This is a genomic window from Streptomyces sp. NPDC058683, from assembly GCF_042716195.1.
In the GTDB taxonomy this organism is placed as follows: Bacteria; Actinomycetota; Actinomycetes; order Streptomycetales; family Streptomycetaceae; genus Streptomyces.
Genome location: NZ_JBHXSK010000013.1, coordinates 72,328 through 84,778 on the forward strand (window position 1 = coordinate 72,328; position 12,451 = coordinate 84,778).

The 12,451-nt window shown below is 69.4% G+C and carries 16 protein-coding genes; 2 read left to right on the top strand and 14 right to left on the bottom strand.

All coding sequences use genetic code 11. The features are described 5' to 3' along the window. Positions 1-365: 365 nt before the first annotated feature. Positions 366-1,220, bottom strand: a complete 855-nt coding sequence (locus ACFWXC_RS16150; protein ID WP_384479071.1) for a class I SAM-dependent methyltransferase — start codon at positions 1,218-1,220, stop codon at positions 366-368. 52 nt (positions 1,221-1,272) lie between these two features. Here ACFWXC_RS16150 and ACFWXC_RS16155 point away from each other — a divergent pair, with 52 nt between their 5' ends. After that, positions 1,273-1,791, top strand: a complete 519-nt coding sequence (locus ACFWXC_RS16155; RefSeq protein ID WP_384479073.1) for a DinB family protein — start codon at positions 1,273-1,275, stop codon at positions 1,789-1,791. A 34-nt stretch (positions 1,792-1,825) separates the two neighbouring features. On the opposite strand, the gene ACFWXC_RS16160 is transcribed toward ACFWXC_RS16155, so the two are convergent. The 5 genes from ACFWXC_RS16160 to ACFWXC_RS16180 all read right to left on the bottom strand — a co-directional run bounded on the left by ACFWXC_RS16160 (position 1,826) and on the right by ACFWXC_RS16180 (position 5,673). Further along, the gene (locus ACFWXC_RS16160) at positions 1,826-2,704 is read right to left on the bottom strand and encodes an LLM class flavin-dependent oxidoreductase (RefSeq protein WP_384479075.1); all 879 of its coding nucleotides are present in this window, start codon (positions 2,702-2,704) and stop codon (positions 1,826-1,828) included. A gap of 57 nt (positions 2,705-2,761) precedes the next feature. After that, complete coding sequence (locus tag ACFWXC_RS16165; RefSeq protein WP_384479076.1) at positions 2,762-3,280, bottom strand: hypothetical protein; 519 nt, start codon at positions 3,278-3,280, stop codon at positions 2,762-2,764. 139 nt (positions 3,281-3,419) lie between these two features. Continuing rightward, positions 3,420-4,046, bottom strand: a complete 627-nt coding sequence (locus ACFWXC_RS16170) for a hypothetical protein (protein ID WP_384479078.1) — start codon at positions 4,044-4,046, stop codon at positions 3,420-3,422. Then, positions 4,043-5,302: a hypothetical protein gene (locus ACFWXC_RS16175; protein ID WP_384479080.1), complete on the bottom strand. Its 1,260-nt coding sequence runs from the start codon at positions 5,300-5,302 to the stop codon at positions 4,043-4,045. The genes ACFWXC_RS16170 and ACFWXC_RS16175 overlap by 4 nt, the downstream gene beginning before the upstream one ends. Before the next feature lie 59 nt (positions 5,303-5,361). Then, positions 5,362-5,673 (bottom strand): hypothetical protein, encoded by a 312-nt coding sequence (locus tag ACFWXC_RS16180; protein ID WP_384479082.1) that lies wholly within the window; start codon positions 5,671-5,673, stop codon positions 5,362-5,364. 281 nt (positions 5,674-5,954) lie between these two features. Here ACFWXC_RS16180 and ACFWXC_RS16185 point away from each other — a divergent pair, with 281 nt between their 5' ends. Beyond that, on the top strand, positions 5,955-6,317 hold the full coding sequence (locus ACFWXC_RS16185; RefSeq protein WP_384479083.1) for a DUF192 domain-containing protein: 363 nt from the start codon (positions 5,955-5,957) through the stop codon (positions 6,315-6,317). A gap of 124 nt (positions 6,318-6,441) precedes the next feature. Here ACFWXC_RS16185 and ACFWXC_RS16190 read toward each other — a convergent pair whose 3' ends face one another. The 8 genes from ACFWXC_RS16190 to ACFWXC_RS16225 form a co-directional block, all read right to left on the bottom strand. Beyond that, positions 6,442-7,071 (bottom strand): OmpA family protein, encoded by a 630-nt coding sequence (locus tag ACFWXC_RS16190; RefSeq protein ID WP_384479085.1) that lies wholly within the window; start codon positions 7,069-7,071, stop codon positions 6,442-6,444. Between the two features lie 7 nt (positions 7,072-7,078). Further along, complete coding sequence (locus tag ACFWXC_RS16195) at positions 7,079-7,663, bottom strand: hypothetical protein (protein ID WP_384479087.1); 585 nt, start codon at positions 7,661-7,663, stop codon at positions 7,079-7,081. 36 nt (positions 7,664-7,699) lie between these two features. Next, entirely contained in the window at positions 7,700-8,284 is a 585-nt protein-coding gene (locus tag ACFWXC_RS16200; RefSeq protein ID WP_384479089.1) for a pilus assembly protein TadG-related protein, read from the bottom strand. Then, on the bottom strand, positions 8,284-8,469 hold the full coding sequence (locus tag ACFWXC_RS16205; protein ID WP_351318768.1) for a hypothetical protein: 186 nt from the start codon (positions 8,467-8,469) through the stop codon (positions 8,284-8,286). The genes ACFWXC_RS16200 and ACFWXC_RS16205 overlap by 1 nt, the downstream gene beginning before the upstream one ends. 108 nt (positions 8,470-8,577) lie before the next feature. Beyond that, entirely contained in the window at positions 8,578-9,327 is a 750-nt protein-coding gene (locus ACFWXC_RS16210) for a response regulator (protein ID WP_384479091.1), read from the bottom strand. 41 nt (positions 9,328-9,368) lie between these two features. Continuing rightward, a complete protein-coding gene (locus tag ACFWXC_RS16215; RefSeq protein WP_384479094.1) occupies positions 9,369-10,580 on the bottom strand; it encodes a sensor histidine kinase in 1,212 nt (403 codons plus the stop codon). A gap of 23 nt (positions 10,581-10,603) precedes the next feature. After that, positions 10,604-11,491 carry a DUF5936 domain-containing protein gene (locus tag ACFWXC_RS16220; RefSeq protein ID WP_384479096.1) on the bottom strand — a complete coding sequence of 296 codons (888 nt, stop codon included), beginning with the start codon at positions 11,489-11,491 and terminating at the stop codon, positions 10,604-10,606. 12 nt (positions 11,492-11,503) lie between these two features. After that, complete coding sequence (locus tag ACFWXC_RS16225; RefSeq protein ID WP_384479097.1) at positions 11,504-12,448, bottom strand: type II secretion system F family protein; 945 nt, start codon at positions 12,446-12,448, stop codon at positions 11,504-11,506. Positions 12,449-12,451: the final 3 nt, after the last annotated feature.

The following is a 12,451-nucleotide window of genomic DNA, read 5'->3' on the forward strand; positions in this document are numbered from 1 at the left end:
CGCCTTGACGGGAGCCAGTGGGGCATTACGGCACCGCGCAGCCCCCTCCGCGGCGCGGTGCCGCCCGCGCAGATTTGCTCACGCGAATTACCTTGGTCTGAACTTACGTGAGCCGACAGGTGGATACGGGGCGCTGGGGGTAACGATGTGAAAACTCTGTGGAAATGAGAGGTGAACAGAGAGGCCGGATGTTCACTTATGCGTAGATCAATGACCAAGGGTGCAGATTGACCTTATTGGGTCTGCAGTGTCATGACATGCACCATGATGATCGCTGCGGTACGCCCGGTACCGGCTGGGCGTCCGAGGGATCGAACGGCAGTTCTTGGCCATTCTCGGGCACCTGGCATTCCAAGGCCGGTGGATCACGTCCGCCGCTCCGGCTTGCGGGCGTCGAAGAGGTGCCGGGTGCTGTGGGCGACGAAGGGTCCTTCCGCCTCGATCCGCCGGTGCAGGGCGCGGAGTCGGGGCTCGTACTCCTCGACCGTGAAGCCGGGGACCATCCATACGACCTTCCGCAGGAAGTGCACGACGGCGGCGATGTCGTAGAACTCCATCCGCAGCCGTTCGGCCCGCAGGTCCACGACCTCCAGCCCGGCCGCCTCCGCCCCGGCGCGCTCCCGGTCGGGGTGGCGCCCGCCGCGGACCGCCTCCGGCTGCGGCCCGAGGAAGTACTCCACCAGCTCGAAGACGCTGGCGGGTCCGACGTGCTGGGCGAAGTAGGTGCCGCCGGGGCGCAGCACGCGCGCGATCTCGGACCAGTGGGCCCGCACCGGGTGCCGGCTGAGGACCAGGTCGAAGGTCTCGTCGGCGAACGGCAGCGGGGCGTCGTCGGGCGAGGCGACGACCACGACACCGCGCGCACGCAGCAGGGCGCTCGCCCGACGAACGTTCGGCGGCCAGCCCTCGGTGGCGGCGACCGACTGCGACGGCTGGGCGGGGGTGGGGCCAGGGGCGGTTCGGGCGGAACGGTCCCGGGCCGCCGTGTCGAGGGCGAAGGCGAGTACCTCGCCGCCGCCGGTCTGGATGTCGAGGGCGGCGGTCGCGCGGGCCAGCCGTCCGCCGGCGGCGCGGGCATAGCCCCAGGAGGGGCGCGCCTCGGTGGCCCGGCCCTCGAACCAGGAGAAGTCCCAGCCCTCCGTCGGCACGGCGGCCCCCTCGGCGACGAGGTCCTCGAAGGACTCGAAGGTCCCGAAGGTGCGGTGCGTGTGCTCTGCCATGGCCCGCATGATCCCAACGGATTGTCAGTGCCCGCTGCTAATTTCGCCCACCATGACGACCGATGACACGTACACCGCCGGCGAGAAGGACATCCTGCGCGCGAGCCTGGACCGGCACCGGGACGCCGTGCTGTGGAAGCTGGAGGGCCTCGACGACGAACAGCTGCGCCGCCCGATGACCCCGTCCGGGACGAACCTGCTGGGGCTGGTGAAGCACCTGGCGTCCGTGGAGTACGGCTGGTTCGTGTCGAGCTTCGGCGGCGAGACCGAGCCCCTGTGGTTCGACCCGTACACGGACGAGGACATGTCGGTCGGCCCCGGCGAGACGACCCAGCAGATCATCGACTTCTACGGCCGTGCGCGCGCCGCGTCCGACGCGATGATCACCGCGCGGCCCCTGGACACGCTGGGCCGGCCGGACTGGCGGGACCAGACGGTCTCCCTGCGCTGGGTGCTGGTCCACATGATCGAGGAGACCGCCCGGCACGCCGGGCACATCGACATCCTGCGGGAGCTGGTCGACGGGACGACGGGCGACTACCGGCGGACAGCTCCCACGGACACCGACTGACCGGGCGGTCCGGCGGACACGACCGCCGGACCGCTCACGGCACGAGCGGCCGGACCTCCTCGGCGGTGAACCGTACGAAGCCCTCGGGGTCGGGTTCGTCCCCCGTCGGCTGGAGGATGACGGTGTCCGCGCCGGCCTCCGTGAGCCGTTGCACCGCTTTGGCGACGGCGCCCGCGTCTCCGGCGACGCCGAGCTCGGGGACCGACCCCAGGCCCTCGGCGGCGAGTTCGGCCCGGAGCCGGGCGGCCGCGTCGGCCCCGGTGGCGGTGAGGAGATAGACGACGACCTGGTGCGGCTCGTCCGCGCCCCGACCGGCGGCCGCCCGCCCCTCCTCGATGAGCCGCCGGGCCCGGCGGACGCCGTCGGGCGGGGTGGCGGCGGTGAGAATCGTCCCGTCGGCGGCCTCGCCGGTGAGGCGGAGGGTGCGGGGGCCTTCGGCTCCGGCGAGGATCTGGACGGGCCCGGCGGGCGGCCAGTCGAGCGCGACGTCGTCGAGCCGGACGTACCGCCCGGCGACGGTGAGCCGCTCCCCGCGCAACAGCGCGCGCAGGGCGCCGAGATGCTCCCGCAGCAGGGTCAGCGGGGACTCGGCGCGGGCGCCGACCTGGCCCATCCAGTCCTGCACACCGTGGCCGACGCCGAGGATCGCGCGCCCCGGGAACATCCGGTGCAGCGCGGCGGCCTCCATCGCGGTGATGGCGACGTTCCGCAACGGCACGGGCAACAGCCCGACCCCGATCCGCACCCGCTCCGACCAGGCGAGAGCAGCGGCGGCGGTGGAGATCCCACCCTCCCGGAAACAGTCCTCCCACAGCCACAGCTCCTCCAGCCCGACCTCATCCGCAAGCCGAACCACGGCACGGAGTCGCTCGGGGGGCAGCTGGGGGCGGAATACGGCGCCGAGTGTGGTCATGGGACTTTCCTAACCGAGAGCCGGGGGAGCCACAACTGCATTGACCGAAGACACGCCTCACTGCATCGCCGACTGAGGGTCCGGTAGACGTACTCCTGCGCGGCGGGCGCGTTCGAGGGCGGCGGGGCTGGCTCCACCGGGATCGGCGAAGCCACGCTTGTCCGTCGGGCGCTGGTGGATCACGTACAGGCGACGGGGTCCGGGAACCGCGATGACGGCGGCAAAACGGGGATCACCCGCGAACCACACCTCCTTGGCCTGCGCCGTCTTTTCGGCGTTGTAGCCACGCCCGAGACGCCGTCTCCACCACATGGACCGAATGTGCACCTTCAGAATCAGCGCCAGCATTTCGCCGGGACGCTCGGGATTGGGAAAGCTCAGCCAGACATCCCCGGCAGTGGCTCCGGGAATCTTTCCGATGCCGCTCTCGGGCTCCTCGAACACCTGCCAGGGATAGGCACGCAGCAGCCGTCGTGTGTGGAAGGCCCATGAGATATAAGCCGGTTGGAGGAACGCCCGGTAGAACGAGTAGAGCAGAGGGACGAAGAAGAGCCACAACGTCCAGGTGATCGACATGACCACATACCAGGCCAGCAAGCCCAGCCAGGCGGCCGGCCACAAGATCTGACACAAGAACGCGCAAGTGACCAACTTTACCCAGGCACGGCGAGTCGCGGGATCATCCCAGGCCGTGGGGTGGTGCGTGGGGGGCATCTCAGTCCTTGTCGGGTACGCCACTGGATACATCCGGAAGCGGATTTTCGAAACTGACCGTACCGGCGATGTCCGTGAGCAGGGCACGGTAGTGGCTTGCCTTCTCTACATTCGTCGTAGCCAGCGAGAGGATTGCAATGCGTTGGCCGTCGAGGCACGGAACGTAGACCGTGACCTGGAGTAGTTCGCACGGGACAGCGAGGCCCAACTCCGGGGGCGCTGCCAGACGCGTCTCCACGAGCGAAGCCGGACCGCAGGGCAGGTCCAGAGTCGCGATGTGTTCCGCATTCTCCGCTCCAGAGGCAGCACGGGCCGCGAGGACGCTACGCGGGGTCCAGCCGGTACCGCGCCAGGCGAGCGTGAAGAAGGACAGCAGCGGTCCGCCGCCGTCCTCGTCGTCGGAATGCAGACCAAGGCAACAGTGCACCGTCCCGGCTTCCAGGAGCAGCTGGGCCAGTCGGAGAACCGGACCGAGAGCCGTCAACGGGCCTGTCGCTTGCGCCGGATCGTGGCCGGCCATCGTCAGCTCCTGGAGCGGAAGTGGGACAAATCCCGGAGGCAAGGCGAACCAGACTTCGGCCTCCTCACTCCGCGCCGAGTCATCAATCACGTAGGAAGCACCGCTCATGACGCTTCACCTGCGCCGCGAAGCAGGAAGTGGAGGGCACCCATGGTCGCCGGAACATCGACGCCCAGGGTTCTGGGTCCGTCCAGGAGGCTCGTGACCGTCTTGGCAGCGTCATTGTCCAGGTTGTCGACAAAGCTGCTTGTCACGCCGTAGACGGCCGTCCCGGCCCCCAGGATCGTCGCCGGCTTGTCGATCTTCTCGACAACCGGGGCCAGTCGTCCGCCAAACACCCTCGGATGCGACAGGACGTTCACGGCGCCCTCGGCCACGACAGCCTCTGTTTTGATCGAAACGCCCACCGTCTTGATCGAGGTCCCCATCCTGACCCCAGCCCTGGCGATCTTCTGTCCAAGGGTCAACACCTCGTCTGCCTCGCCGACCGCCGCAGCGGTCGCAGACAACAGCTCGGGGGCCTTCATGGCTCCCTTGGCCACCGCCCCCAGCCCCGGCAGCATCCCCAGAAAGTCCCCCGCGACCCCCAGCAGGTTGCCCCAGAAGTCGACATCCAGCTCGCCCTTCGTGAAGCCGTCCTCCAGGGACGCCAGGACCTCGGGGTCGCTGACGCGCAGGCCGAAGGCCATTCCGCTGAGCAGTCCGGCCGCCAGGAACAGCATCCACGGGGCGATGACCGTGAGGCCCAGCAGTGCGATCACGCCCAGCACAGCAGCGCACGCGCTGAGAATGTCCGGGAGGTTGTCACCCAGCCAGTCCGTGAACTTGTCCCACGCGTTCGGCTCGTGCGGCGCCAGCTTGTGCGTGGCGTCGCCGATGTGCCGGGCCCGCTTGCGGGCGACGTCCTCGTGTTCGCCCGCAAGGGATCGGGCCCGCTTCAGTACGTGGTCCAGGTCGTCCTGCGCCGCCGTGACCCTGCTGTTCGCCTTGTCCAGAGCTGCGCCGGCATCACCCTGCGCCCTGTCCTTGCCCGTGGTCTCCGAGGTTCTCTTCGCCTCGTCCGCGTGGCCCTGAGCACGCCGCAGCGCCTCGCGGGCATCCTTGGCCTCACCGTCGAGTTTCTTCGCGCGCCGCTGGAACTCCGCCAGCTCCCCGGCCCACAGGTCCAGCTGCTTCGCTGCCTTGTCGACGGAGTGGGCGCCGTTCTTCAGGTTGAGCGGCAGCGGGCCGCCCTCCAGTTGCTCGCGGAACGCGACGGCCGCGTCGCCCTCCCAGTAGCTGCCGTTCATCAGCTTGGTGACCTTGGAGTGCGCCTTCTCCATCTCCTTCGCGCAGCCGGAGAGCCTGCGGTGGATGTCGTGCACCAGATCCGTGCTGCCGGGAGCAGGGTTGAAGCCGAGATGCGGGTAGGGATTCGTGACCGTCACTTGTTGCCGCTCTTCCGCCTCGCCTTTTCCAACGCCTTCTCCAAAGCCACGTCCACCTCATGAAAGTCGTCCCTGGCTTTCTTCGTGATGTCCGTGAGCTCCCCGATCTGCCCGGCGATCTCCTTGGCCCCGTAGTGCCAGTCCCCCTGGAACCGGTCACAGGCCTTGTCCAGGTCGTCCGTGCCCAGGCCGTTGACGCCCGGGTCGTGCAATACCTTCTGCAGAGCGGTGAACGACTCCTGTGCTCTCTTCAAGTCCCTGAAGAACTTGTCGAGTTCCGTACCGTCGACCTTCAGCCGCTCAGCCATGCGGATGCCTCGTTACGGTGAAGGAACCGGGCAGGGCGATGCACTTGCGGACTCCAGGTGGGGCCAGAGGTCTCTTGATCCTCACGACGATATCCACGGGACGTGGGCGCCACTGGGTACGGACCTGGTGGGCCGGGGGCGACCGACCGGGCCGGTACGCCGGTTCTGAGGCGAAATTCCGGGCCATGTTGCGTACTTGAGCACTGCCGCAAGCATCACTCGTCCGTGTTGCGGATACGGTCGCTTCGGGGAGCCGCTGGGAGACAAGCGAGAGGCAGGCCATGAGGCGCTGGCGGGACGGGCGAGGAACGTTGGTCATCCGAGGCAGCGAGGAACCGGCCATGGTCCCGCTGGAGATCGCCACGTCCTATCGCGCCCGCTCAAAGGGCCTGTTGGGGCGCGATGCGCTCGACGGTGCGATCCTGCTCTCTCCCGCCAGCAGCATCCACACCTTCCGCATGCGGATGGCGATCGACGTCGCCTACCTCGACCGTCACCTGAGCGTCATCGCCATCAGGACGATGCGACCCGGCCGACTCGGACTGCCCCGTCTTCGGTCGCGGCATGTACTGGAGGCGGAGGCGGGCGCCCTGGAGAGGTGGGGCGTGACGGTGGGTACGCGGGTGACGGTCGAGGTGGAATAGGGGTCACCGCCCCACATCCAGGTCTCACCACAAAGTTCCGGCGCCGTGACCAAGGCGTACCCCCTGGCCGGCGCCTACCGAGAGCAAGTCTGACCGCGCCCCGCCGCTGGGGCACCGGCCTCGCTCAGCTTCCCGTTCTCGGGAACGTCACCTCCACGCGGCGGTTCTTCTTGCGGCCCTCCTCCGAGGAGTTGTCGGCGATCGGGTACTGCTCGCCGTAGCCGCGGACGTCGAAGGTGATGTTCGGGTCGTTCAGGTCCTGGTCGAGGACGCCCTGTACGGCGTTGGCGCGCTGGCGGGAGAGGACGTCTCCGTGGGCCGAGGAGCCCAGGTTGTCCGTGAAGCCGAAGACACGGACCTGGGTGGCGTTCTGCTTCCTGATCTCCTCCGCGATCACATCGATCCGCGCCTTCGCCGCCGCGCTCAGCTTGGAGCTGTCCTTGCTGAACAGCACCTCGGCCTGGAGGGCGAACGTCACGTCCGCGTTGGTGTCCTCACGGCGCTCGTCACCGCTCTGGTCCTCCACGACCGACTTGATGTCCAGGACTTTGGGATCGGCGAGGGTGGCGCCTTCGGGGAGCTTGAGGTCGGGGTCCGTCGGGTCGACCTTCACGGGCGCGGTGGCCGAGGGCTCGGTGCCCGGCGGGACGCTCGGGTCACCGTCGTCGGCACGGGCGGCCGTCGCGCCGTGGAGATGCGTGACCAGGAGGAGCACGGCGGCGCCCAGGGTCAGCGGGAGGCGTGGTGTGGTCACGTCGGCCTCACCCGGAGATCTGGATCGTGCCGCTGGCGAAGGTGGGGAGTTGGAGGGTGACCTCGGTGGTGTCGGCGGGGGGCGCGGGGAACTGCATGAAGACGGGTACGGTCTGGCCGGCGTCGACGTTGGTGATGCCGATGCTGGTGAGCGGCCGGCCGTCCGTGTCGCGCAGGACGTAGTAGCGCTTCTTGCCCTTGGAGTCGACCAGGGTGGCCCCGCCGAAGGAGAAGCCGTGCCGGGTGATCTCCGTTTCGTCACCGCTGACCTGAGCGGGGATGACGACGGATGCGGCGCCGTCGTTCTTGAGGGTGGCGTTCACCGTGACGAACCCGCCCGAGTCCCGCTGAGCGGACGTGACCTGTAGGAGCAGACCGTCCGTCCCCCTGAGTTCGGCGATCGGCGCCTGGGACTCGCCCTCCTGAGCACTCGGGTTCGATCCGCCGCTCTTGGACGCGGAGGCCGACGCCTGGGGCTTGTCCGCCTTGTCGTCGCCTCCGCCGCCGCAGCCGGCGACCCCCACCGCAAGGCCCGTCGCGACCATCAACGCGACCGCCCCCCTGCGGGCCTTCGCAGTGAACCGCATGCTCATCGTTCCCGCCTCCTTCTTCGCTCGTCGATTCGCTTGTCAGTCGGCCAGGTAGACGTCGAAGAGGTCTTCGGGGCCCGGCAGACCCGTCGGATCGGTCGGGTCCAGCTTCCACGTTCGGCCGTCCTCGCAGGTGAGTTCGGGCAGGACGCCGTCGTCACCGGCAGGCGGGAACGTGCAGAGCGACTTGATCACGGCCGTGGCGTACGCCGTCGATTTCAGGCTCTCGGTGCCGGGCACGACGGAGTCGCCCACGGTCTTCTTCGTCGTGGCCTTGACCTTGAAGCTCAGCGGAGGTCCGGGCAGGCACTGTGCCTCCGCCTCGTTCTGGGCCGCCAGTTGCTGGGCGCGCCAGCACGAGAGGGGGACGTTCACCTTGCCCTCGAAGATGTCCAGCCACTTGGTCGGGTCGCTTACGTCCTGCACCCACTGGTCCGCAAGCTCGTCACGCGTGTTCATGGCCTCGGCGAGCGCCGCCGCGTCGGCGGCCGTCTGGGCCCCGTTCCGGTTCACCGCGGCCTGGCCGACCGCGAGGTACGCGAACGCGAGAAAGAGCAGGCCCCCCGCTACCGTGATGTAGATGGGGAAGGCCTGCCCTGAGTCGCCGTAACGGCGGAGACGCATCACACGATCTTGTTGATTTGCGCAGTGATCTTGGTGAGGATCGTCTGGCCGATGCTGGTACCCGTGACGGCCAGCACGATCGCCACCACCACCGCGATGATCCCGAGATACTCGACCGCGGTCTGCCCCCGGTCGTCGGCGCGGCGCTGCAGCGCGACGAGCATCCTCAGCATCCGGTCGCTCATGGTGGTCCCCTCCCGGTTCGGTTCCGATCCTTGCACCGTACGGCGGAACATACCCAGCCGCCGAGGGTCCCAGGACCCAAATCCGGACCCAGTTCACCCTGTTCATCCTCATGACACCCCCAGCCACTTGGCCGTCGCCTGGGCGCGGGTGGTGGTGTGGAGCTTGGCGAAGATGCGGTTGATGTGGTTCTTGACCGTCTTCTCGCTGATGAAACAGACGGCGGCGATCTGCTGGTTGGTCATGCCGGACACGATGAGGTCCATGATCTCCGCCTCCCTGCCGCTCAGTTGAAACCGGGACTTCGACGACTGTCCCACAGTTGATTGCAGTTGCGAAAGCCCTTTGGGTGGAAAATGTGTTGGGAGAGCGCGCAGTTCGGGTTTTGCGTGTGCAGTTGCATGTCCTCTGATATGTGCCAGCAACGCGTTCGTCGCGGTCGGTGTGAAGTGCGGCCGCCCCCCGCCCACGTCCCGTACCGCCTGCGTCAGCTGTGCTGTCGTGAACTCGCCGTGGACCAGGTAGCCCCCGGCGCCCAGGCGTACGGCCTCCTGCACGATCTCCGTCTCGTCGCTGTACGTCAGCATCATGACCGGGGCCAGGCGCACCAGGTGCGGCAGCGCCGCCATGCCGTCGACCCCGGGCATGCGGACGTCGAGGAGGATGACGTCGGGGCACAGGCGCAGGGCCGCCTCGTAGGCCGCGCGGCCGTCCTCGGCCTCGGCGACGACGGTGAGGCCGTCCGCGGCGCAGAGGACCGCCGTCAGGCCCGCGCGGATCACCGGGTTGTCGTCGGCCACCAGGATGCGCAGGGGTGGGGGCGGAGGTTCTGCGCACTCCGTGAAGGGGTGCTGCGGCATCGGGGGGCCTCCTCTCGTCTCCGTCGTCTCCGTCGTCTCCGTCATGTCAGTGGCACCTCCACTCGCACCTCGGTGCCCTTGTCGGCGGTCAGCCGGAGGCGCGCGCCCATCGAAGCGGCGCGTTCCGTCATGCCGAGCAGGCCGAAGTGGCCGGTGCGGTGCAGGTCCTCGACGGTCGTGTCCGGGGGCAGGCCGCGGCCGTCGTCGTGGATCGTGACGATCAGACGGTGGTCGGGGGTCGTCTCCGCCCGTACGTCGACCCTCGTCGCGCGTGCGTGGCGGTGGGCGTTCTCCAGGGCCTCCGCCGTGATGCCCAGCAGCTGGCGAGCCGTGGCGTGGGGCAGCGGGACCGGGGTGGCGGGGCCTTCGTAGGTCGCGGTCAGCGCCGTACGGGCCGTGAAGTCACTTGTCAGCGACTGCAGTTCGGAGCGTACGTCCGAGGCCTCGCCGTCCGTCCGGGCGCGCAGGTCCGTCAGGAGTTCGCGGGCCTCCCCCGCCGCCCTGCGGGCCGCGTTCGCCACCTGTTCCGCCTGCTGTCCGATCAGCGTCGGGTCCAGGCGGTCCGGGGACGCGGACGCCGACTTTGCGAGGCCGTCCGCGATCAGTGCGACGCCGTACAGCGTCTTGGTCACCGAGTCGTGCATCTCGCGGGCCAGCCGGGCGCGTTCCGCGCTCACCGCCTCCGTCGCGGCGAGACGGGCACGGGTCTCGGTCAGGGCCTCGGTGGCGGTGCCGAAGCGGAGCATCAGGGTGCGCAGGGTGGAGCCCATCGCGCCGGTGATCACGCACAGGCCGGGCAGGAGGAGGGAGTCCGCGACGCCGGTGTGGTGGTCCAGCGTCTCCTCCACGACCAGGAGGATCAGCGACTGGAGGGACGCGAAGACCGCCGCTCCGCGCCAGCTGTAGAGGAGGCCGGCGAGGAGCGGGGTGCAGACGCTGACGTACGCGAGGGTCGTGTCGGGGCCGGCCGAGATCAGCAGGAAGGAGCCGAAGAGGGTGTCGGCTGCGAGCAGGGTGGGGTGGCGCAGCAGGAGCGGGCCGAAGCGCTGCCAGTCGCGGAAGAGGACGTACGAGATCATGAAGGTGACGACCACCGCCGAGCCGACCAGGCGGGTCCCCAGGCCGGGGGTGGCGTTGAGGAGGGCCGCGGGGGCCGCCACGGCGATCATCGCCAGGCGGAAGCCGAAGACCTGGCGGCCCATCGCCTGCAGGGCCCGGATCTCGACCTTCCCGTCGTCCTCCCGTGTCGCCATCGCCCTCACCCGCCCTCCCTCGGCTACTTCCCCGTGACCGACCCGAAGTCGACCCCGGAGCCCAGCAGCAGGCCGGCGGCCAGCAGGAGCATCGTGGCCGGGACCATGAACGTGGTGATCATCAGCGTGGCCTTCGGGACCGCCCGGGCCGCCTTGCGGCGCGCGTTCTGGGCGTCCGTGCGGCGCATGTCCTTGGCCAGGGCGACCAGGGTGTCGACGATCGGTGCGCCCAGTTCCTCGCCCTGCTGGAGCGCCGTGACGAACATCGCCACCTGTTCGGAGTCGTTGCGGCGGCGGAGTTCCGCGAAGGCCTGGCGGCGGCTCATGCCCAGGTCCAGCTGGCGCAGGGTGATGCGGAGTTCGTCCGCCCAGGGGCCCTCGTAGTGCGAGGCGACCCGGTCCAGGGCCTGGCGGAAGCCGAGGCCGGCGCTCACCACCACCGCCAGGACGTCCAGGAAGTCGGGCAGGGTGCGTTCGATGACGTCCTTGCGGATGCGGATCGCCGACCAGATGCCGACCTCCGTCCAGAACGCGCCGAAGAGCAGGAGCAGCACGGCCATCAGCCACTGGCCGCGGAGGAGGAAGACCAGGAAGCCGACGGCGCCCAGCGCGCCGTAGACCGCCCGGCGGGCCGCGTAGCGGTCGATCGTCAGGCCGCCGGGGTTGCCCGCCAGGTCGATCCTGCGGCGGTACTTGGCGACCAGGCGCGGGCCCATCAGGCGGAGGACGGCGGGAGCGTAGCGCATGCCCATGCGGTCGATGAGGGAGTTGGCGGCGCCGGTGCGGGTGGCGCCCACCTCCAGCGCGATCGCCAGGTCGGAGGGGAGTTTCGCGTCCGCGCGGTACATACGGACGCCCGCGAAGGCGCCGTAGACGGCGAGGGCCATCAGGAGGGCCAGGAGCAGTGGCATGGTCACAACCCCCTATACGTCGATGCGGCTGAGGCGGCGGATGAGGACGAAGCCGATGACGTAGAGGCCGAACGCGATGAGGACCGCGGCCTGGCCGAGGGTGGTGCCCGTCATGCGGTCCAGCGTGTCGCCCTTGACCCCGTTCATCAGGAACAGGGCGCCGATGCCGAGCACCGGGACGGCGTACGACGTCATCGTCACCTGGGAGAGCTGGGTGCGGACCTCGCGGCGGGTCTCCTTGCGCTCCTCCAGGGTCTCGGTGAGGTTGCGCAGGGCGGAGACGACCTGGCCGCCCGCCCTGTTGGACAGGACCAGGGTCGTGACCAGGACGACCAGTTCCCGGGACGGGAGCCGGTCGGCCAGTTCACCGAGCGCGTCGTCCATGGAGTGGCCGATCGCCAACTGGTCGGCGACCTTGGCGAGTTCTTCGCCGGCCGGGGCCTCCAGCTCCTCCGCCGCCATGCCGATCGCGGTGCGCAGGGCGAGACCGGCGTGCGTGGCGTTGGCCAGGATGCGGGCGAGTTCAGGGAGTTGGGCGATGAACCGCTCGATGCGTTTCTGGCGTTGCCAGTTGAGGAACTGCACGGCGGCGAAGACCCCGAGGAGGCCGGCGATCGGCCCGAAGAAGGGGGCCAGGGCGGCCTGGCCGATGAGCCAGAGGGCGACGACGGCGGCGATCATGTAGGCGAAGAACTCGCCGGGCGTCACGTCCAGGCCCGTCGCCGCCAGCCGGAGTTCGAGGCGGCGGCCGATCGCCGTGCCGCGCAGGCGGCGGTCCAGGTTGCGGAAGCGGCGCCGGCGGCCGGTGAGCGGGCCCTGGCCGGTGTAGGAGAGGCGGTCCACCAGGGCGGCGCGCTGGGCCCGGCCGGAGGCGTAGGTGTGCAGGCCCACCACGGCCAGCAGACAGGCCAGCAGGGTGACGCCGGTGGTGAGGGTGACGAGGTCGTGGAGGGGCATGGC